20 protein-coding genes and 1 tRNA gene are annotated in these 19791 nt (G+C 37.2%); 13 read left to right on the plus strand and 8 right to left on the minus strand.

Annotation, left to right across the window (positions count from 1 at the left end; all coding sequences use genetic code 11):
- Positions 1 to 111: 111 nt before the first annotated feature.
- Positions 112 to 1458 (minus strand): acetyl-CoA carboxylase biotin carboxylase subunit, encoded by a 1347-nt coding sequence (gene accC / locus ACIR310F_RS0108110; RefSeq protein ID WP_028083400.1) that lies wholly within the window; start codon positions 1456 to 1458, stop codon positions 112 to 114.
- A 282-nt stretch (positions 1459 to 1740) separates the two neighbouring features.
- Between accC and ACIR310F_RS0108120 the strand changes: the two genes are divergently transcribed.
- From ACIR310F_RS0108120 to ACIR310F_RS0108135, 4 genes are all read left to right on the plus strand, one after another.
- A tRNA-Leu gene (locus ACIR310F_RS0108120) sits at positions 1741 to 1823 on the plus strand.
- 201 nt (positions 1824 to 2024) lie between these two features.
- On the plus strand, positions 2025 to 2639 hold the full coding sequence (locus ACIR310F_RS0108125) for a chorismate lyase (protein ID WP_028083402.1): 615 nt from the start codon (positions 2025 to 2027) through the stop codon (positions 2637 to 2639).
- 85 nt (positions 2640 to 2724) lie between these two features.
- Positions 2725 to 3762 carry a c-type cytochrome biogenesis protein CcsB gene (gene ccsB, locus ACIR310F_RS0108130; RefSeq protein ID WP_028083403.1) on the plus strand — a complete coding sequence of 346 codons (1038 nt, stop codon included), beginning with the start codon at positions 2725 to 2727 and terminating at the stop codon, positions 3760 to 3762.
- 163 nt (positions 3763 to 3925) lie between these two features.
- Positions 3926 to 4615: a sterol desaturase family protein gene (locus ACIR310F_RS0108135; RefSeq protein ID WP_231387430.1), complete on the plus strand. Its 690-nt coding sequence runs from the start codon at positions 3926 to 3928 to the stop codon at positions 4613 to 4615.
- Positions 4616 to 4818: 203 nt separating this feature from the next.
- Here ACIR310F_RS0108135 and ACIR310F_RS0108140 read toward each other — a convergent pair whose 3' ends face one another.
- On the minus strand, positions 4819 to 5436 hold the full coding sequence (locus ACIR310F_RS0108140) for a hypothetical protein (protein WP_051289509.1): 618 nt from the start codon (positions 5434 to 5436) through the stop codon (positions 4819 to 4821).
- Between the two features lie 119 nt (positions 5437 to 5555).
- Positions 5556 to 6431, minus strand: coding sequence for an SHOCT domain-containing protein (locus tag ACIR310F_RS21855; RefSeq protein ID WP_231387432.1), 876 nt, complete (start codon positions 6429 to 6431; stop codon positions 5556 to 5558).
- A 351-nt stretch (positions 6432 to 6782) separates the two neighbouring features.
- Between ACIR310F_RS21855 and ACIR310F_RS0108155 the strand changes: the two genes are divergently transcribed.
- Positions 6783 to 7844, plus strand: coding sequence for a LuxR C-terminal-related transcriptional regulator (locus ACIR310F_RS0108155; protein ID WP_231387434.1), 1062 nt, complete (start codon positions 6783 to 6785; stop codon positions 7842 to 7844).
- Between the two features lie 235 nt (positions 7845 to 8079).
- A complete protein-coding gene (locus ACIR310F_RS0108160; protein WP_028083407.1) occupies positions 8080 to 8772 on the plus strand; it encodes a leucine-rich repeat domain-containing protein in 693 nt (230 codons plus the stop codon).
- Between the two features lie 102 nt (positions 8773 to 8874).
- Here ACIR310F_RS0108160 and ACIR310F_RS0108165 read toward each other — a convergent pair whose 3' ends face one another.
- Positions 8875 to 9558, minus strand: coding sequence for a response regulator transcription factor (locus ACIR310F_RS0108165; protein ID WP_028083408.1), 684 nt, complete (start codon positions 9556 to 9558; stop codon positions 8875 to 8877).
- 412 nt (positions 9559 to 9970) lie between these two features.
- Between ACIR310F_RS0108165 and smpB the strand changes: the two genes are divergently transcribed.
- The 4 genes from smpB (at position 9971) to ACIR310F_RS25385 (ending at position 11527) form a co-directional block, all read left to right on the plus strand.
- Positions 9971 to 10441: an SsrA-binding protein SmpB gene (smpB, locus tag ACIR310F_RS0108170; protein WP_028083409.1), complete on the plus strand. Its 471-nt coding sequence runs from the start codon at positions 9971 to 9973 to the stop codon at positions 10439 to 10441.
- Between the two features lie 298 nt (positions 10442 to 10739).
- Positions 10740 to 11006 (plus strand): ribbon-helix-helix domain-containing protein, encoded by a 267-nt coding sequence (locus ACIR310F_RS0108175; RefSeq protein WP_028083410.1) that lies wholly within the window; start codon positions 10740 to 10742, stop codon positions 11004 to 11006.
- Positions 11006 to 11305 (plus strand): type II toxin-antitoxin system RelE/ParE family toxin, encoded by a 300-nt coding sequence (locus ACIR310F_RS0108180; protein WP_028083411.1) that lies wholly within the window; start codon positions 11006 to 11008, stop codon positions 11303 to 11305. The genes ACIR310F_RS0108175 and ACIR310F_RS0108180 overlap by 1 nt, the downstream gene beginning before the upstream one ends.
- An 81-nt stretch (positions 11306 to 11386) precedes the next feature.
- Entirely contained in the window at positions 11387 to 11527 is a 141-nt protein-coding gene (locus ACIR310F_RS25385; RefSeq protein WP_155963682.1) for a hypothetical protein, read from the plus strand.
- A 290-nt stretch (positions 11528 to 11817) separates the two neighbouring features.
- Here ACIR310F_RS25385 and ACIR310F_RS0108190 read toward each other — a convergent pair whose 3' ends face one another.
- Both ACIR310F_RS0108190 and ACIR310F_RS0108195 read right to left on the minus strand, forming a co-directional pair.
- Positions 11818 to 13245: an IctB family putative bicarbonate transporter gene (locus tag ACIR310F_RS0108190; protein WP_028083412.1), complete on the minus strand. Its 1428-nt coding sequence runs from the start codon at positions 13243 to 13245 to the stop codon at positions 11818 to 11820.
- A gap of 86 nt (positions 13246 to 13331) precedes the next feature.
- Positions 13332 to 15374, minus strand: coding sequence for a serine/threonine-protein kinase (locus ACIR310F_RS0108195; RefSeq protein ID WP_028083413.1), 2043 nt, complete (start codon positions 15372 to 15374; stop codon positions 13332 to 13334).
- 348 nt (positions 15375 to 15722) lie between these two features.
- Here ACIR310F_RS0108195 and ACIR310F_RS0108200 point away from each other — a divergent pair, with 348 nt between their 5' ends.
- Both ACIR310F_RS0108200 and ACIR310F_RS27570 read left to right on the plus strand, forming a co-directional pair.
- On the plus strand, positions 15723 to 15971 hold the full coding sequence (locus ACIR310F_RS0108200; protein WP_028083414.1) for a hypothetical protein: 249 nt from the start codon (positions 15723 to 15725) through the stop codon (positions 15969 to 15971).
- 30 nt (positions 15972 to 16001) lie between these two features.
- Positions 16002 to 16295: a DUF6636 domain-containing protein gene (locus tag ACIR310F_RS27570; RefSeq protein WP_414534257.1), complete on the plus strand. Its 294-nt coding sequence runs from the start codon at positions 16002 to 16004 to the stop codon at positions 16293 to 16295.
- A gap of 78 nt (positions 16296 to 16373) precedes the next feature.
- Here ACIR310F_RS27570 and ACIR310F_RS0108205 read toward each other — a convergent pair whose 3' ends face one another.
- Complete coding sequence (locus tag ACIR310F_RS0108205; protein WP_028083415.1) at positions 16374 to 16952, minus strand: hypothetical protein; 579 nt, start codon at positions 16950 to 16952, stop codon at positions 16374 to 16376.
- A 125-nt stretch (positions 16953 to 17077) separates the two neighbouring features.
- Positions 17078 to 17959 (minus strand): 4-hydroxybenzoate solanesyltransferase, encoded by an 882-nt coding sequence (locus tag ACIR310F_RS0108210; protein ID WP_028083416.1) that lies wholly within the window; start codon positions 17957 to 17959, stop codon positions 17078 to 17080.
- A gap of 92 nt (positions 17960 to 18051) precedes the next feature.
- Here ACIR310F_RS0108210 and ACIR310F_RS0108215 point away from each other — a divergent pair, with 92 nt between their 5' ends.
- A complete protein-coding gene (locus ACIR310F_RS0108215) occupies positions 18052 to 19683 on the plus strand; it encodes a Ppx/GppA phosphatase family protein (RefSeq protein ID WP_028083417.1) in 1632 nt (543 codons plus the stop codon).
- Positions 19684 to 19791: the final 108 nt, after the last annotated feature.

The following is a 19791-nucleotide window of genomic DNA, read 5'->3' on the forward strand; positions in this document are numbered from 1 at the left end:
GAGAAATATTCTTTTGCAACAGACAACGGACAACAGACAACGGACAACGGACAACGGACAACGGACAACGGACAACTGACAACTGACCGCTGACAACTGACCGCTGACCAATTATTGCATTTTCATGTCCTGAACAAAGCTGGTGTAAATATTACCTTGTAAAAATTGGGAGTTTTCCATAATTTTTTGGTGGAAGGGAATAGTTGTAGGGACTCCAGTAATGGCACATTCTCGCAATGCTCGTCTCATACGGGTAATAGCGGTGGATCTATCTGGTCCCCAGACAATTAATTTACCAATCAGGGAGTCATAATAAGGCGGAATTTGATAATCTGTGTATACATGAGAATCTATACGTACACCAGGTCCTCCGGGGGGAAGATAACCACTAATTTTACCAGGGGCAGGGCGAAAATCATGATCTGGATCTTCGGCGTTAATACGGCATTCTATGGAATGTCCTCTGAGAACTACGTCTTTTTGTGTCAGTTTGAGTCTTTCCCCTTGAGCAATGCGAATTTGTTCTACCACTAAGTCTATACCAGTAATCATCTCTGTGACTGGATGCTCAACTTGTATCCGGGTGTTCATTTCCATGAAGTAGAATTTACCGAATTTATCAAGGAGAAACTCAATAGTTCCAGCACCAGTGTAATGGATAAATTGGGCAGCTTTGACGGCGGCCTTTCCCATTTTTTGCCGTAAGTCAGGGTCAAGAGCCGGACTGGGGGCTTCTTCTAGGAGTTTTTGGTTGCGACGCTGAATTGAACAATCCCTTTCTCCTAAATGGATGACGTTACCGTAGTTATCTGCTAATATCTGAAATTCAATGTGACGAGGACGTTCAATAAATTTTTCTATATAAACGCCTGAATTACCAAAGGCTGCTCCTGCTTCCCCTTGAGCAGCTAGGAATAGTCTGACAAATTCATCTTCAGAGCGGACAAGCCGCATTCCTCTACCACCACCACCAGCGGTGGCTTTAATCATTACAGGATAACCAATTTTTTTGGCGATCGCTAGTCCTTCCGCTTCTGATTCCACTAACCCTTCACTACCGGGAACTGTAGGTACACCGGCTTTTTGCATAGTTTCCTTAGCGGTAGACTTATCCCCCATTAGTCGAATAGCTTCGGGACTAGGACCAATAAAGGCAATATGATGATCCGCACAAATTTCTGCAAATTTGGCATTTTCCGATAAAAAACCATAACCGGGATGAATAGCATTGGTGTTACGCGTTAATGCAGCCGCAATAATATTGGGAATATTCAAATAACTTTTACTGCTGGCGGCTTCACCAATACAAACGGCTTCGTCTGCAAGTTGGACGTGGAGAGCGTTTGTGTCAACAGTGGAATGAACCGCAACTGTAGCAATTCCCATTTCTTCACAAGCCCGGAGAATGCGAAGGGCGATTTCTCCTCGATTGGCAATTAATATTTTGTCAAATTTCATTTTCTAGTTAGGATATCAGTACCAGTAGATTCACATTTTCTCCCATCCTGTTGACATAAAGCTATTGCATGACTGTAAATCGTGACGAGAGATCCCCAAACATAATTCTTAGCAGACTATTGGATAATGTGGCCTCTTTCTTGACTAGACCTTTTAATATCACCTTTGCTGTCACCATATTTCTGTCAGTCTCATACCCATTCAAAAAATATTTGCAAAATTTTGGGAAAATATTGTATTTGAGCATTTTTTATGTTATACTTTAATCTGTGTTGAAATCCTGCGGATGTGGCGGAATTGGTATACGCGCACGCTTGAGGTGCGTGTGGGCCTAGCCCTTGCGAGTTCGAGTCTCGCCATCCGCATTTTTAACTTACAAGTTACCTACTCTTAATGTCAGAGAAATGATATTAGGAGTTGGTTTCCAAGTTTTACGGCAATTTTCCGGTAAATCAAGGATTTTTTGTCTCACGCAGAGGCGCGGAGGCGCAAAGAGGAATTAGGAGTGTGGATAAATCAAATTAGATAGCTATAGTATATAGATAGATGAACTTTTGTAAAAAAAATTGACTACTACTTTTAATCCGATACATAACTTAATCCTTCCTAACCCTTGGTATTGTCTAACTCCTATTTGGACTGGTGGGGAGGAAGATGTTAAACAAGGTTTACCTCACACCCAGTTAGCCCCAGCGTGGCAATTACTGCTTTTAGGTGATGGTTCTCCGACTCGACACGTACAACTGTTGACGGGTGAACCAACGGAGGTAGATGTGATTGATATGTCACCCATTGGTATGAGTGCAGATCATGCACCAGCTATGATGCAAATGCTACCAGGTCCAAGAATTAGAAGACAGGTATGGGTGCGAACTGCTTCTGGTCAACGTTTATATTATGCTGCTTCTTGGTGGGAAGCAAGTCATGTAGATGAATATTTACAGAACAAGTCTTTACCAATTTGGGCAAGTTTAGCACGGTTACGGACTGAATTGTATAGAGATGTGCAAGGTATTTATTATGGTAACTCAGAAGCTTTAGAGTCAGGTTTTCAGGAAAAAGGACCTTTTTGGGGTCGTCATTATTTATTTTGGCATCATGGAAAACCGCTAACTTTGATTTATGAGGTTTTTTCGCCTTTTTTAACTAAATACTTAGGTCCGATGAATTTGGAAGGTTAATTTTGCCAATGACTAATCTCCAAAACCAGATAGGATCAAGGTAAGCGCAATTGATTTTTCAAGTATCCACTGGAGAGAATTGTTTATGAATCTGGTTGTACTCCAGAACTGGCTAGATAACGCCTCTTTTGCTGTCTTATTCTGTACAATGTTGGTGTACTGGGTGGGGGCGGCTTTTCCGAGTTTATCGCTGACAGCGGCTTTGGGGACGGCTGGAATGGCCATTGCTAATTTGTGTATGGCTACTTTGTTGGGGGCTAGATGGATAGAAGCGGGATATTTTCCCCTCAGTAATCTCTATGAGTCTCTATTTTTCCTGACTTGGGGAATTACCGCTGTACATCTAATTGCTGAAAATAGTAGTCGTAGTCCCTTGGTTGGTGTTGTTACTGCACCAGTAGCTATGGGAATTACGGCTTTTGCTACTCTGACTCTACCATCAAATATGCAGGTCTCAGAGCCTTTAGTCCCGGCTTTGAAATCTAATTGGCTGATGATGCACGTTAGTGTTATGATGTTAAGCTATTCTGCTTTAATGGTAGGGGCATTGTTAGCGATCGCTTTTTTAATTGTCACTGGCGGAAAAAATATCCAATTACAAGGTAGTTCTGTTGGTAATGGCGGTTATCGCAGTAATGGTTATAAACTAATCAAAGCAGATGAGTTAATTACATCTACAAACACTGCGGAAACTAATGGCTTTTCACGCATGGAAAGTAATAACAACGGAAATGGAACAGCGGTTTTAGATTTAGTTACAACTACTTCCAGTAAAACTACTGAAAATCTTTCACCTCAACGCCTGAATTTAGCTGAAACCCTGGATAATATTAGTTACCGTATTATTGGCTTAGGATTTCCCCTCTTAACTATCGGTATTATTGCTGGTGGAGTTTGGGCTAATGAAGCCTGGGGTTCTTACTGGAGTTGGGACCCCAAGGAAACTTGGGCGCTAATTACTTGGTTAGTTTTCGCGGCCTATCTGCATTCTAGAATAACTCGCGGTTGGCAAGGTAGAAAACCCGCAATTTTAGCCGCTGCTGGTTTTGTTGTGGTTTGGATTTGTTACCTGGGTGTAAATCTTTTGGGTAAGGGTTTACACTCCTACGGTTGGTTTTTGTAATCATCTTACCCAAAAACCCCCTTAACTCTTGGGTTGAGGGGGATGTATATTATATTATGTTTTAGCCATTATTTTATATCCTACCCCTATGCTTCCTAACTTGACACAATTTGCTATCTCGATTTTGTTCATGTTTTTTGTGCTTTCGACACGATACCTAGTTGTGTCCTCGTTTCTCTATTGGTTGCTTTGGGTTCGTCGTCCAAAGTCTTGGGAGGGTCGTCGTCTTCATGATTTGGACGGACGTAAAAGTAAAATCAACAGCGAAATTAAATGGTCACTTTTATCCTGTCTGATTTTTTCCGTACCCAGTGCTTTAATGATGACTCTGATTGTGTCAGGAGATACGAAAGTTTATTTTCATCCTCTGGAATATAGCTTAGTATATTTACCTTTAAGTTTGTTTATTTATTTATTTCTTCACGATACTTATTTTTACTGGACTCACCGCTGGTTACACATTCCTAGTATATATCGTCGTTATCATCAAATACATCACGAATCTATTAATCCTACACCCTGGACATCTTTTTCTTTTGATCCTGTTGAGAGTGTTATTCAAGCAATTATTATTCCTATTCTAGTTTTTATTATTCCCATTCACATTAGTATGGTACTTTTATTATTAACCTTAATGACCATATTTGGTGTTGTCAATCATACTGGTTATGAAGTTTATCCCCGTTCTTGGATGAGTGGTTTTTGGGGTAAAAATTGGATTACACCAACCCACCATACTCTTCATCATCATAAGTTTAATTGTAATTATGGTCTTTATTTTCGTTTTTGGGATAAATTAATGAATACTGATATTATGATCCGCAAGCTAGGAGTCAATAAAAGCCTGTTTTAAAAGCTAAAATCGGCGATTAGAAAGATACACATCTACACAGACAAAACCTGCCTACGCAGGTTAGAAATCCTTTAGCAGAGATATTTATGTATACTTTAGATTTTAAAACAGTTTCTCAAAACATTTATTTGCAAGTTCTCAACAGGAGTTAGGAGTAAAATCTGCTTAATTTTTAATGAGCATATTCTAGGACAATAATCATCCTAATTATCATTAATAATCCGACTAGGATATATTCTAAAAGAATCGAAAAAATTAGACGCTTCTGTAGTTAATTCATCCTTTGTTCTAGCTCCGATTAAATAAAGTCGTCCTCTGACTACATATCCTTGATATTGTCCTTGACTACCATCAGAATGTTGTACCAGTAACTCAATACCTGGATATCCTTGAATTACCATATCTGTGCTTTTTATAACTTTACCTCTTATATCCAGGTTTTTTCTTAGAGAGGTTTGTAAAACTTCTCGAATCTGTTCCGAGTCTAAATAATCAGTATCTGTCGGTAGGTCTCCATGAAAGATCATATATACTGTTTCTGTTAGCGTATTTACCGTTAGCAATGAGTTTTTTGTATTCTCTGCTACCTCTCCAGGCATCCAAATCTTAAAATCTCCTTGTGGTCCCCAATATTGGTCATTTTCAGCTATTTGAATAGTTTTTTTGATGGTCAAATTTTTGTTAGTTACTAATGGCAAATTCTGCTGATAATTTGCAGATATTTCTTGATTTACTAGTGCAATTGCTGAATTTTGTATTGGTAAAGATCCTAGTGTAAACAGTGAAATCAAAGTTAGTTTTAAGCTGCAATTAAATTTCATGTTCAATGACTCTTCATAATCAGATAATTAGAATATCTCCGAATTTTCTACACCCCCTGTAGAGACAATTCATGAATTGTCTCTAAAATCTTGATGGGAAATGTCTATTTGACTGGTTGCTACTGATATTCTTTAGCTGGAACTCTGAAGGCCGCATATTTCCATTCACCGCTTTCTAAATATTCAATTTTAAATTCTCCTTTGGTCAACAAACTTATATCTTTGAGTTCTATGATCCCATTTTCTTTAACTACAACACAATCTGAATTAGTTGTAGTAGTTGGAGTTGTATTTGTATTGATTTGACTCAGGATTTTACTTCGTGAATCTTGATACTCTCGTTCTGTTATTAGTTTAGAATCATACAATTTTTTCAGTTCTCTCAGTTTGGTTTCTGTATCTGACTCACCTGTTTTCTGGACATTATCTACTGTACAAGAATCTGGTTTAAAAGCAATTTTTCTGACAGGATGATCCCACCATTTAGAAAACTGAGTAATGGCATTAGTTGTTCTGGTTGTATGTACTACCCTGACTTGATTGCCATTTATTTCTAAACGTACCCAATCAGTCGATCTTTTTTGGATTAATCCACCAAATCCCCAAGCGATAACGCTACCAATTGAAACACCAGTATCTGATAAACGCAGTTTAATAATTCGAGATTCTAGCCCTTGTGCTACTTTTATTTGATCCTGAGATATAGTTCTATTCTGAGGAATAAAAACAGTATTTTTTTCTATAGCAAGCGATGTATTAACTGCTACAAAATAGTTACTTGCAGTCCGCTTAGAATCGGTATCACTACCCTTATATGTAGATGCTGGGGTGTTGACTGGTTGAGTATTATTAGTGTTTTGATCTACTGAATTAGTCGAGTTAGAATTTTGAGCCATTAAGTCGGCCGCTTTCCTAGAAACTGACTCCGCTTGAGCAGGAGTTGTGACTAAAGTAGCTAATATAGCTAATCCTAAAAAGCACTTATGTTTATTCATGATGTAGGCAACCTTGATTTTCAATTTGAAAGACAAAAATTATCTCAAGTTAGAGACTATGCAAAAGTCAGTTGATCTGCGATACTAGTAAAACTTCTACTGAATCTTGAATCTGACTGACTTTCGTGATAGAAACATTTTTTCCCCCTATGTATGTCACAAAATTTAATTTATTTTATTTTGTGATATACAATATAATCATAAATCTGACATATTTTCTTGTAAGTGTCAACCCCAAACCAGAAATTTATATTTCTCTGGCATTTACGTATATCTTGTCTTACTCGGAGTCATAATTATGACTCAAAATCAACAACCTAACCCTGACATAAAATAGTCACAGAAGTAAATATGAAACTGATGCAGTTTAAACCAAGAATGAATGAACAAGAGTTTGAGCGCGTATTTGACAATCTCACAGAACGACGCAAAAACGTATTAAAAAAGATACTAGCGGGCGAAACAGATGCGGATATAGCTCAATCCATGAAGATTGGAGAATCGTCTGTGAGAAAATATGTTGAAAGAATATGTCTGGAATTTGGACTGAATAATGAGCCTTCTGATAGCCGTCGCTATAAACGGTCAGAGTTGGTTACATTATTTGCCAAATACAAACCGGAATTACTGAGTGAAACTAAAACTAGCTCGACAAAAGAATTAACAATAATGACGGATGAAAATCAATCAAATATTACCGAATATATCCTGCATTTGTTATCCTTTAATCAGCCCATATCAGAGGATTTGCAACAGATACTAAATCGCATCAAGTTTCATGAACAAGAAAGGAAACAAATTGCGAAAGCTCTAAATGAAATCGGGCATAAAAATTATCTGAATAACGACTTTACAATTGCGGCATCCTATTTAGAATTAGCAGTTGAATTTAACCCAAACTATGGAGCGGCTCATTATAATTTAGGAGCAGCTTATGAAAAGTTAGAGAATTTAGATGGTGCTTGTTACCACTATCAGATTGCGAGTAAATATCAAAATCGTGCTGCTGATGCTGCTGCGAATAATTTAGCTAGGTTGCAAATTCTGCAAGGAAATAGTGCAGCAGCGGTGAAGATTATTGAATCAATTTTGCCCAAGGTTAGAGATAAAACCATAGAAATTACATTGTATAAAAACCTTGGCTGGGGATATTTTCAGGAAAATTGTCTGGAAAAAGCAAAACAAAATTTACTGATTTGTTTGCAATTAGAAAGCAATTATACTCCAGCTTATTGCTTACTAGCACAAGTGCAAGCAGCAGAGGGAGATCATCAAAGTTCCAGAGAATCATGGCAAACTTTTTTAGAATTTTATGCCTATGATCAGGAAGAAAAAAAATTTCGTGGACAATTACCAGAACTAGAAGTTTGGAAACTGGAAGCCATGAGAATTATTAATTCTCAAGAGAAGTAATTCAGAGGGATAAGTATCAGAATCTAGATTTATCTGAGAAAGGGTAATTTACTGTGTAGCTTGGGTTGACGCAAGGAAACCCAACATCAAGCAGTAATAATAAATGTGTTAGAGGATGTTTGAAAATTACGGAATACCACTTTTCAAACATCCTCTAAGGGGTTACAAAATCATCTGCGTTTATCTGCGTTCATCTGCGTTTAGTTCTGAGTAGATTCATCTTAGTAACGACAACATGAAACTAAGTCTAGTAGCAACCACCATTTTTATCTTGACATTAGGATTTTACACCTTAAAAGTGATTACTGAAACCACAAAAACACCCAAGACTTTTACAGAATGGTGTGAACAAAAAGCCAGTTTACCTCAAGAGACGAGACACACTGTAGAGGTATTATTAAAAGTTGCAGAAACGCAAAATTGTAGTCAAGCTAATCAAACGCTAATTAATTTTACTAAACTTGAGCTTCCGTTAAATAAAATCAGCGATACCGCACCTTTGTCTGCTCTGACTAATTTGAATTCTCTTTACCTTGCGGAAAATAAAATCAGCGATATCAAACCTTTGTCTAATCTCACTAATTTGAATGCTCTTTACCTTTCGGAAAATAAAATCAGCGATATCAAACCTTTGTCTAATCTGACTAATTTGAATGCTCTTTACCTTGCGGAAAATAAAATCAGCAATATCAAACCCTTGTCTAATCTGACTAATTTGACTATCCTTGACCTTCCGGTAAATAAAATCAGCGATATCAAACCTTTGTCTAATCTGACTAAGTTAACTACACTTTCCCTTTCACAAAATCAAATCAACGATATCAAACCTTTGTCTAATCTGACTAAATTAACTCAAGTTGACCTTGCGAAAAATCCACTTACCTCTAAACAATGTCCCCTGCAACCAGAGTCTATTTGTAAGTTTTAGTCCGATTATATTTTGGTGAGTTATAGACTTGCTAACGCATCCTCAAAATACTCAATTTCACTGAATATTACCAGACTAAAAATGTCAATTTGGACAAAAATCCTATTCTACTAAATCATGTTTGATCGCAAACCTAACCAATTCAGCACGATTACTGGTTTCAGTTTTTCTCAATAAACTACTCACATATTTCTCCACCGTACGCGGACTTAAATGTAAATGATTACCAATTTCCACATTAGAAAAACCATGGGTTAAAAGGTCTAAAACCTCCTTTTCCCTCACAGTTAACGGTGTCAATACTTGAGATATCTGAACCTGAGTAGATACAGAAATATGACCGTTCTCTGCCTTTGTATAAGTTAAATTACGGCTGTTATCCTGGTAAATAAAACGACATTCTGATTGGATAATTTGCGATCGCTCTAATAAATTGCGAATAGCAGCGGCTAATTCTTCCAATTCAAAAGGCTTAGGCAGATACAAATCACAACCAGATTGATACCCCAAAATTCGTTCTTGGATTTTAGTTCTCGCTGTTAATAAAATTACAGGTAATAAGCGAAACGCGGATAATTGACGAACACGACGCACCAACTCATAACCATTCATTAGTGGCATCATAATATCTGTCACTAGCAAATCAGGATGATACTTTTCTAGCGTATTCAAAGCATCAATACCATTATCAGCAGTAATTACATGATAACCGGATAGATCAAGATAATCACTAATGGCTAAACGAGTACCTATGTCGTCATCTGCGATTAGAATAGTCAAGGGCATGGATAGTACACCCCTATAATTTTTTTAACTGAGTAATGTGCCACCATGAGAAATATCAATAGACACAGGCAAGAATAATTATCTTATTCTTCATAGTATGACAAAAATACCTGTTAATGTCCCCTTGGTCAAGAATTTATAAAGAAAATCTTAAATTTTTAGAAATGCTTGACAAAACTGGACGTAATTGAAAAGAGAGTCAGGAATCAGGTTTAATTTAGCCATGACTGTTCTGTGTGAACTACAATGAACAAAAGGACGTTGCTGATAGCCTCAAGAAGGTATCAAAATCTCAAACTTTGCGGCTTTGCTTCTTTGCGCCTCTGTGCGAAATATACATGATGCAACCCAAATAAAAAAGTTAGTCTAAAAAATTTTTAGGCTTATTTATGAAAACTTAAGAAGATTGTCAATGAGTGATAAACAGAGTGAAGGTTACAAAACAATTTGTGATAATCGTCAAGCGCGGTTTCGGTATGAAATCCTAGAAACCTATGAAGCGGGAATCGAATTGACGGGAACTGAGGTAAAATCAATTCGTGGAGGTAAAGCCAATCTCCAAGATGGTTATGCTTTAATTCGTGACGGTGAAGCATGGTTAATTAATGTACATATTTCTCCTTATACTTCCAGCGGTGCATATTTTAATCACGAACCAAGACGAACACGCAAGTTACTACTCCATAAGCAAGAACTGCGTAAGCTAATTGGTAAGGTAGAACAGGAGGGTTTAACCCTAGTCCCGTTGAAAATGTACCTCAAACGGGGTTGGGTAAAGGTGGTTATTGCCCTGGGTAGGGGTAAAAAGCTACATGATAAACGGGAAAGTATTAAACGTCGGGATGATCAACGGAGTATGCAAAGGGCAATGAAGAGGTTTTAAAGGACACTCCTCCCTAACCCTCTCTCAGTAAAAAGAGGGAGAAGGACAGATTATATCATGTCCGGTTGAACACTGATCATATCTGTTGAGGCTGGTAATGGCGCTCTTTTTGCCATTTGTCTTTATACCGGGTGTCGGGTGTCGAAAGCCCTGGGACTTCAGACGACTGATATCAAAGCCGGTACTCTAAGCTTGAGAAGGTCTACCACTAAAGGGAAGTTGAAGACTCGCGTTGTTGATATCCAAGATGGTTTGGCAGAATTTTTGGATAGGCTATTAATTAACTAGGAAATACATCATGAATATTCAAGTTAAACCAGAAACTCAGGAATTGATACAGGCTTATATTGCTACAGGTCACTACACTAATGCTGATGAGGTGATAATTAAAGCACTTAAATTATTATCAGAGTGGGAGAAGGGGTATCAGGAATGGGAACAGGAAACACGCGAAAAGCTGGCTGTAGGACTTGCCCAAGTTGAACAAGGTGAGGTAATTGATGGTGATGTTGTTATGGCCAGATTACATGAAAAAATCAGGCAGGCGCGTGAGAGTCAAAAATAATGGAATATGTTTTATCTGTAGAGGCAACTAAGGATTTAGAAGATATTTTAGATTATTTTCTCCAACGTAATATTGATGCAGGGGAAAAGTTTGTTCAGGAGTTTAATAATAAGTGTCGCAATATAGCGAGGTTTCCTAAAATCGGGCGTAGTTATGGAACTATGGATTCTGTATTAAGGGGTATTCCCATTGATGGATATATTATTTTTTATCGGGTGTTTGAAAATAGTATTGTCATTGTGCGGGTTGTTAGTGGTTATCGAGATTTAGAATCTTTGTTTTTAGAATCAGATAAATAACAACGAGATTACTTAGAGGATGTCTGAAAATAATTTTACCAATTAAGAGGATGAACAGCCGTATCACTTTTATCATCACACTTGGATTCAACATCATTTCATGTACATGGAGAATATGAATATAATTTACCAGAAGTAATCTTCAAAAATCAAAAAGAATCAGGTACTTTAAAAAAAGAAAATGAAGAACAATTTGCTTGTGTTGCTGATACTAGAAAATAATTAACCAAAATAAGTAAAGAATTTAAATATCATCAGGTAGAAAATATCGAAATCACAGAAAAAATTCCTAACATTAAAGAAGAGAATCAATATTATATTAATATCTTGTGGGATGGGCATCTTGCCCGTCCTTCAACAATAATATATTAATATCTTGTGGGATGGGCATACTTCACAAGCTCAGTACAAGTCTTGCCTGTCCTTCATATTTAGCGGGCAAGATGCCCGCACCACAGGCAAATTATGGGTATTTTTTTCAACCAGTAAGATCAAACCCTAGTTAAATATTTTTACTTCTTAGAAAGTGTTAAAGGTTGCCAAAAGCTGGCAATTAAGGCTACGGTAAACCACCAGAGGGTATTGACTTCAGGACGATAGAATACTGTATCAACTAGTCCATGAGATAGTATACCTAGAATAACAGCGATCGCCCCAATTAACCAAAATACTTGAGTATTTTTACTTTGTCTTAATTTTCGTAGCTGGGAGAATCCTGTATTAACAGTGACAACTATTAACCACAGAAAACAAGTAAAACCTAAAAAACCAGTTTCGACGATTGTTTCTAAAAATACAGAATAGGCACTCAAAGCCGTAAAACGAGGTCTTTGATAGAGAGGATAAACATGATTAAAAGAATTGTGACCCGGTCCAATACCAATAATCGGGCGATCGCGGATCATTTGAAATACGGAATCCCAGACATTTTTGCGAAAGTTATTACTACTATCTTTTCTGTCAGCGAATATACTGATAACTCGTTCCCGAAAAGGTTCAACAAAGATCATTCCTATTGCTAATATCCCAACCACACTCCCCAGGAATATTGGTAAAGACCAATTCCGCCATATTAACATCATCTGGGGTGATATTTTTATACCCCATAAATTCTCAACGGTGGAGTCACCAAAAACAAAAATCAGTAATACCGTCACCGTCAATAATCCCACCAATAAACCAATCCAGCCCCCCCGACTAAAGGTAAGAATTAGAGTTACACTATTGACAATAAACATCGTCAGTGCTAAACTTTTTCTTATCCAACCTGGCCAGGCAAAAATAGCGACAAAGCTGAAAATTACAGCCGGTAAAAGATATCCTGCCAGTAAATTAGGATTACCCAAATAACTGTAAACTCTGGTAGTCTTAGCTAGGGGAGATTCTGGGTCAACCCAAGTAGCTAAAGCCTTCGCACCAAAAAACCATTGTCGTATTCCATAGACACTGACAATGAGGGATATATGCAAATACAGGGTAATTAACCACGAGCGAAATCGGGGGACTCTTAATACTCTAGCACAGAGGGCAAATAACAACAAATAAAGGGTTAAGGTTTGTAAATCACTCAAAGCGGCCTTTTTTACTGGTGATAAGGCTGTAGCTACCGCAGCAATACTCCAATATAACAATACTAGCAGATGAATGGGAGTGAAGGAGGCAGCATTGGCCGATGTAACCTCTTCAGATAAAGTTAACAGCAACCATAAACCGAAACAAGCCAGTAGTAATAAACCGATTAAAGTGCTAGAAACAAAGGGTGTAAGAGTATAAATGAGGCTAAGTAAGCCCACTGCAATTATATCTCCCCACTGGATGAGAATACTACTTTGTCGCCAAGAAAGCAACGACCCCACCAGCAAACGATGTAGGTAACTGCTAGAGAGATATTCTTTAAGTGGTAAGGAAGATAAAGTCAATCTTTCCCAGACTAAATTCATGAAGAAAAAATAGAGAATTGAATTAGATAGAGTTTTCTACCCCAACTCATTCTAAACTAATAGGTTTGAAAAATTTTTGTCATTGTTTACGGAGAAACCTGCCAAAGTTTAATTAAGTTATCTTCACTACCACTAATTAAAAATTTACTGTCAGCGCTAAATTTCAAACAAGTAATATTATTACCGTGAGCCATCAGTGTAATTATTTCCTCCCCTGTGGCTACATTCCATATTTTAACGGTGTGATAGCTTTTATTACCGAAGCTAGTCCGTCCAGCGCCAGCTAAAATTTTACCATTGGGACTAAAAGCAATAGTATTAATATTATTACCTTCTAACCGGATAGTCCAAATTGGTGTTAAAGTTTGTAAATTCCATAATTTCAGAGTGCGATCGCGGCTAGAACTTGCTAAAATTTTACCATCGGGACTAAAAGCCACAGCTATGACCGTTTGTGAACTAGTAGTTAAAGTCTGAATTGGTTGTTGTTGATGAATATTCCATAATTTTATAGTTTTATCAAAACTACCACTTGCCAAAGTTACACCATTGGGACTAATATCTACAGAACGTACCCAAGATTTGTGAGCGGTTAAAGTGCGAATTAATTTACCTGTGATTAAATCCCAAACCTTGATAGTTTGATCATCACTAGCACTAACTAAAGTTTTTCCATCAGCAGTAATAGCTAAACTATGAATTGCATCAGTATGATCAGTTAAAGTGTGAATTAATTGATTTGTTTGTAAATTCCAAATTTTGATAGTTTGATCATCACTACCACTAGCTAAAATTTTACCATCAGCAGAGATAGCTAATGCGTTGACATTTTGGGAATGTCCTTCTAGACTAGTAATTTCTTTACCGGTGATCACATCCCATATTTTCAGATTACCATAACATTTAGTATCATCATTTTCCTGACAATCACCACCGCTAATAATCACTTTACCATCTGGACTCATCACCACAGATAAAACCTGACTTTTATGTCCAGAAAAAGTATTTACCAAAGACAAATATTTTTCAGTTTTCTGGGGTTGGTTCAAATTAAAAGAAAAATCGGAGTTTAACTTATGAAATTCTCGATAACAAAACTCTCCCAAAGTGAAAAAAATAATTAACCCAAACAGAAAAATTAAATTTCGCAATAAAAATTTTTTCGTGTAATTTATTTGAGAATACTTAGCAGGTAATTTCTGAATTTTACTATTTGATTCTGGGAGCATAAGAGTATGTTTTTTCATCAAATCTGTCATGACTTGATCAACAGATTGATAGCGATATTGTATTTCTTTTTTTAGTAGTTTATCCATAACTTCTACTAATTGAACAGTTAGGGAAAACCGTAAATAATCCTGCCAATTTTCCACCCAACTATAGCCATATTCCATCCATAATTGAAAAGGAGAAATACCCGTTAGTAAATGAAAACAAGTAGCACCTAAACCAAACAAATCACTAGCGGGATAAGCTTTTCCGTCTCTAATTTGTTCAATAGGAGAATAACCATGAGAACCAATAGAAGTACCATTTTTTCCCTGTACTCTTACTGTCAATTTTTTAGAAGAACCAAAATCAATGAGTGTTAATCTTCCATCAGATTGACGACGAATAATATTTTCTGGTTTAATATCACGATGAATTACCCCATGTTGATGTACAAATTTAATAACTGGTAATAAATCTAATAAAATAGACTGAATATCCCAATCTCTATAAACCTTTCGGGAATTTAATTCATCTAGTAGATTTTGACCATCAATAAATTGCTGAACTAAATATAAACAATTATTCTGTTCAAAATAGGCTATTAAAGTGGGAATTTGAGGGTGTTCTCCTAATTGTTGTAGTCGCTTTGCTTCCTCTGAAAATAACTGAATTGCTTTTTTTTGTGACCAAGTACCTTGAAATTTTGGAGCTAATTGTTTAATGACACATAATTCATTTAATTTATCAATATCTTCAGCAATATAAGTTCTTCCAAACCCTCCCTCATTAGAAAGTAAACGGATGACACGAAACCGATTTCTCAAAAGTGCTACTAAAGGAGTTTGACAACTTTGACAAACTTGATAATTATCTGGATTTTGGGGATTTAAACAGTCAGGATTTAGACAGCAGATCATAATCTTTATGGCGCATCTGCATGATTAAATATATATAATATAAAATCGAGATTCAATAGTAGTAATTAGTAATTGATTGAACTGAAAAATGGGAAGTTAACCTTTCCCAAATACAGACAAGCACCAAGGATATATGATAGTCAATTTCCCCAATTCTATCTCAACTTAAAGAAAAAATAACGGCATTTTGTCATTTATTATTTTAATATGTTAGGATCTTTATCAAGGTCCAAGACTTCTTTAGTTTAATAAGTCGTGGATCTGAAATAGCGACTTAGGTTAATACCTATTCTCAAACCAGAAAACTATAACCGGATCTTTAACAAAGTCTTTAATTTTAAATTAGTTATGTACACAGAAATTAAGAGATTAGTAGTGTTAGTTCTGATAAGTACAATAGCGACTATATTACCACAGGTAAGTATAGCAGCGCCAAAAGGTTTTCAGTCCCCTAGTGGTAATATTTTTTGTGAATTAATACCAGGAGTACCAAGAGAAATAAATATTTTACGCTGTGAAATTACAGCACTTCCCGATGTTATGAGGTACAAGAACCCCACCCCCAACCCCCTCCCCGCAAGCGAGGAGGGGGCTTAAGATGTACCTCATAAGAGCGGAAACCCCTGTATCAGTTCACTAAAACCCAAACCTCCTCAACCCTACCCCGGATATTGTGAACTTGAGTGGGGACAAGGTTTTTTATTACCGGGGAGGGGGAGACCGGAAATTTTATGTATTATTGATACCATTGCTGATAAAAATAAACCTGTTTTAAACTATGGAAGAGATTGGAATGCAGATGGTTTTAAGTGTGTATCTCAAAAAATCGGTTTAACTTGTACTAATAGTGATGGTATTGGTTTTTTTCTCAGTCGGGAAAAATGGTACGTATTTGGACTTTCTCGACTTTCTCGACCTTAGTTAAAAATCCTTTCTGGAAATTATCAGTCTATTTTAGGTTTAGGGGGTACAGTCAGAGCTATTTAATTCTAACTTCTCTTACCATTTTTCCGCCCAATAAACAATTTCTGAAGATGCAACATCAATAGCTACACCATAACTATTACCATGATTCCATTTTGAACCGGGTTGGCTTTTATCTTCGGCGTTTAATACCAATATTTCATAACTGCTAGGAAAGGTTTCTATGTCTGAATCGCTAGTATAAAAAAACGTTGTTGGTACGCCGTTGGGTTGGTTAATATGATTATTTGTATTACCACCTTGATATTGATGTTGAGAGATTTTTTTGTATTGTGTCAGCAGATTTTTAATCTTTGCTGGCGGTTGTTTGAGACGAATTTGTAAAGAACTACTTCCCGGAATTAATCCCGAAGCATAAGCCATTTGTAAAACTTGAGCATTAGCAGGAATTTGGGGAGGAAAATGTTGGATTTGTTGAATATCAGCCCATTTGTGATTACGAATTTCTTGATATTTTGATGTGTCAGTAATTAACTGTAATTGTTTGTGATTACTAGCGGTTTTACTAATCCAGAAACCACCAATAATTAGACCAAAACTACCAAAAGACAGTAAAATTGCTGTAGCGAGTTGAACAAAAATAGATTGCTTCATGGGGTTGGTTGCATCTAGCTTGTAGATTAATATCCCAACCTTTAAAACAGTAGTCCTGATAGTTTTGAATCTAGCATTGGTTAGATTGACAATAAAATTTTGATTTTGTGAGATTAACTACAAATTCACAAAGAACCAATAATCATTCCTGCTAAAATTACAAAACCAATCCAGACGTTTTCACGAAACATTTCCCCATAAGCAGAATTAGGTATTTCTGGCTTTTGTAAGCGGATAATTTGCCAAATCCAGCCCATACTAGCCAGTATTAAACTTATCCAAAAGGCCATGTGTAAATTAACTAATAATCCTATTCCAGCTAAAAGAATAATAGTACCAATGAAGAAAATAGCGATCGCTGTAGGGGCATATTTACCAAAAAACAACGCGCTAGAATTAATACCAATGCGTTGATCATCTTGGCGATCGCTCATAGCATAGATAGTATCAAATCCTAAAGTCCATAGTACCGTCGCCCCCCAAAGTAACCAGGTGGGTGCTGTGATATTACCTGTAACTGCACTCCAACTGATTAAAACCGCAAAACCCCAAGCAATAGAAAGTACCAATTGGGGAATGGGAAATACCCGTTTTGCACCAGGATAAAGTACAATAACAGGAACGGCTGCTACAGACAACCAGAAGCTTAAAGGGTTAAGATAAAAAGCGATAATAGCAGCGCAACCCAGGGCGACTATCCCCACCAAAATACCAATTTGAACGGAAAGGGCGCGAGATGCAAGGGGGCGGTTGCGTGTTCTCTCTACTTGGGGGTCAATATCTCTATCCCATAAATCATTAACTACGCATCCAGCCGCACTAGTAGCGATACTACCGACAATAATCACTCCCACCAGGGGTAATGGTGGTTTACCCGCAGCAGCCAAAAACACCGCCCACAATGCGGGAATCATGAGAATTAATCTACCTTCAGGTTTATTCCACCGTAGTAGTAGGGTAATTGTCAGCCATAATGGTTGTTGGTTGATTTTTGGTGTCCTTAACATATTTGCTGATTTAACATATCTTTACATTTATAGAATATCGTTATTTGCTATTTGTTCTACAGTCCTATTAATCTATTCACAAGAACAACAAGATGCTGAATTTAGTCTCGGCTAACTGGGAAAATATCACCCTATCAGTTCCAGAAAATCAGATGATTGCGGCTATTGATATTGGTACAAATTCTCTACATATCGTAATAGTGAAGATTGAAGCCGCTTTACCATCTTTTACCATGATTGCTAGGGAAAAAGAAACCGTAAGATTAGGCGATCGCAATTTAATTACTGGCGAATTAAAACCAGACGTGATGCTTAAAGCGATCGCCTGTTTGGGCAGATTTAAAACCCTTGCTTATAGCTTAGGTGTTACCAGTATAGTCGCAGTTGCTACTAGTGCTGTGCGTGAATCTCCTAATGGTAAAGAGTTTCTCCACCAAATCGAAACCCAAATAGGTTTAAACGTTGACTTGATTTCAGGACCAGAAGAAGCCCGTCGCATCTATTTAGGTGTATTGTCGGGGATGGAATTTAATAACCAACCGCACATCATTATTGACATTGGTGGTGGTTCAACAGAATTGATTTTAGGAGACAGTGAAGAACCCCGGAGTCTCACCAGTACCAAAATTGGCGCAGTGCGCTTAACTGGGGAATTAGTCAAATCTGATCCGATCACCGAAACCGAATTTAAGTACCTACAGGCTTACGCTAGGGGAATGTTAGAACGTTCTGTAGAAGAAGTGCAAGGAAAACTGAAAATTGGCGATTTTCCCCGGTTAATCGGTACATCCGGGACAATAGAAACCATTGCTACCATTCACGCACGGGAAAAATTAGGCCTTGTTCCTTCCACTCTCAATGGGTATCAATTTAGTCTCCAGGATTTACGCACCTGGGTAACTCGCTTACGTAGGATGACTAATATAGAACGGGCTGCCATTCCGGGGATGCCAGAAAAAAGGTCAGAAGTAATACTTGCAGGAGCAGTAATTTTACAGGAAGCAATGACCTTGTTAGGGCTAGAATCCTTAACAGTTTGTGAGCGATCGCTCCGGGAAGGTGTGATTGTAGACTGGATGCTGACCCATGGTTTCATTGATAACAGGCTGAGGTTTCAAAGTTCCATTCGTCAACGCAGTGTATTAAAAACTGCAAAAAAATACCAGACTAATTTAAAACATGGCGATCGTGTGGCCGCTTTTGCCCTGAGTATATTTGATCAAACTCAAGCGCAAATACATAATTGGGCTGCAAATCAACGTCAATTATTATGGGCTGCTGCGGTTTTACACAATTCTGGTCATCATGTATCACATTCATCACATCATAAACATTCATACTACCTAATTAGAAATAGTGAATTACTGGGATATAACGAAACCGAAATTGAAATTATCGCCAATATAGCCCGTTATCACCGCAAATCTCCACCCAAGAAAAAGCATGAAAACTATCGAAATCTACTTCACAAAGAAGATCGGACAATGGTTAATCAACTCAGCGCGATGTTAAGATTGGCTGTGGCTTTAGACAGAAGACAAATAGGTGCTATTTCTCATATTCAATGTGAATATCAGCCCAATTTTCAAGAATTTAAGATGTTGATATTTCCCTCATCAATTGAAGATGAATGTGGGTTAGAAATGTGGAGTTTAGATTACAAAAAAGGAGTTTTTGAAGAAGAATTTGGTTTAAGATTTGTGGCAAAATTAATGAATACATAAAGTTGCTATAGTAATCATAAATGATACAGCGGTTTCCGATCTGATGAAGTACAAAGTTGAATCATGAAACTCTTGTGGTGCGGGCATCTTGCCCGCTAAATATGTACC

The sequence above is a fragment of the Dolichospermum circinale AWQC310F genome, assembly GCF_000426925.1.
GTDB lineage: Bacteria > Cyanobacteriota > Cyanobacteriia > Cyanobacteriales > Nostocaceae > Dolichospermum > Dolichospermum circinale.

Coding starts and splice junctions, on each gene's coding strand:
- ACIR310F_RS0108205 (WP_028083415.1), bottom strand. CDS start 16,952: ATGAAGCAATCTATTTTTGTTCAACTCGCTACAGCAATTTTACTGTCT.
- ccsB (WP_028083403.1), top strand. CDS start 2,725: ATGAATCTGGTTGTACTCCAGAACTGGCTAGATAACGCCTCTTTTGCT.
- smpB (WP_028083409.1), top strand. CDS start 9,971: ATGAGTGATAAACAGAGTGAAGGTTACAAAACAATTTGTGATAATCGT.
- ACIR310F_RS0108140 (WP_051289509.1), bottom strand. CDS start 5,436: ATGAAATTTAATTGCAGCTTAAAACTAACTTTGATTTCACTGTTTACA.
- ACIR310F_RS0108165 (WP_028083408.1), bottom strand. CDS start 9,558: ATGCCCTTGACTATTCTAATCGCAGATGACGACATAGGTACTCGTTTA.
- ACIR310F_RS0108180 (WP_028083411.1), top strand. CDS start 11,006: ATGGAATATGTTTTATCTGTAGAGGCAACTAAGGATTTAGAAGATATT.
- ACIR310F_RS0108210 (WP_028083416.1), bottom strand. CDS start 17,959: ATGTTAAGGACACCAAAAATCAACCAACAACCATTATGGCTGACAATT.
- ACIR310F_RS0108215 (WP_028083417.1), top strand. CDS start 18,052: ATGCTGAATTTAGTCTCGGCTAACTGGGAAAATATCACCCTATCAGTT.
- ACIR310F_RS0108190 (WP_028083412.1), bottom strand. CDS start 13,245: ATGAATTTAGTCTGGGAAAGATTGACTTTATCTTCCTTACCACTTAAA.
- ACIR310F_RS0108160 (WP_028083407.1), top strand. CDS start 8,080: ATGAAACTAAGTCTAGTAGCAACCACCATTTTTATCTTGACATTAGGA.
- ACIR310F_RS0108200 (WP_028083414.1), top strand. CDS start 15,723: ATGTACACAGAAATTAAGAGATTAGTAGTGTTAGTTCTGATAAGTACA.
- ACIR310F_RS0108155 (WP_231387434.1), top strand. CDS start 6,783: ATGAAACTGATGCAGTTTAAACCAAGAATGAATGAACAAGAGTTTGAG.
- ACIR310F_RS0108175 (WP_028083410.1), top strand. CDS start 10,740: ATGAATATTCAAGTTAAACCAGAAACTCAGGAATTGATACAGGCTTAT.
- ACIR310F_RS21855 (WP_231387432.1), bottom strand. CDS start 6,431: ATGAATAAACATAAGTGCTTTTTAGGATTAGCTATATTAGCTACTTTA.
- accC (WP_028083400.1), bottom strand. CDS start 1,458: ATGAAATTTGACAAAATATTAATTGCCAATCGAGGAGAAATCGCCCTT.
- ACIR310F_RS0108195 (WP_028083413.1), bottom strand. CDS start 15,374: ATGATCTGCTGTCTAAATCCTGACTGTTTAAATCCCCAAAATCCAGAT.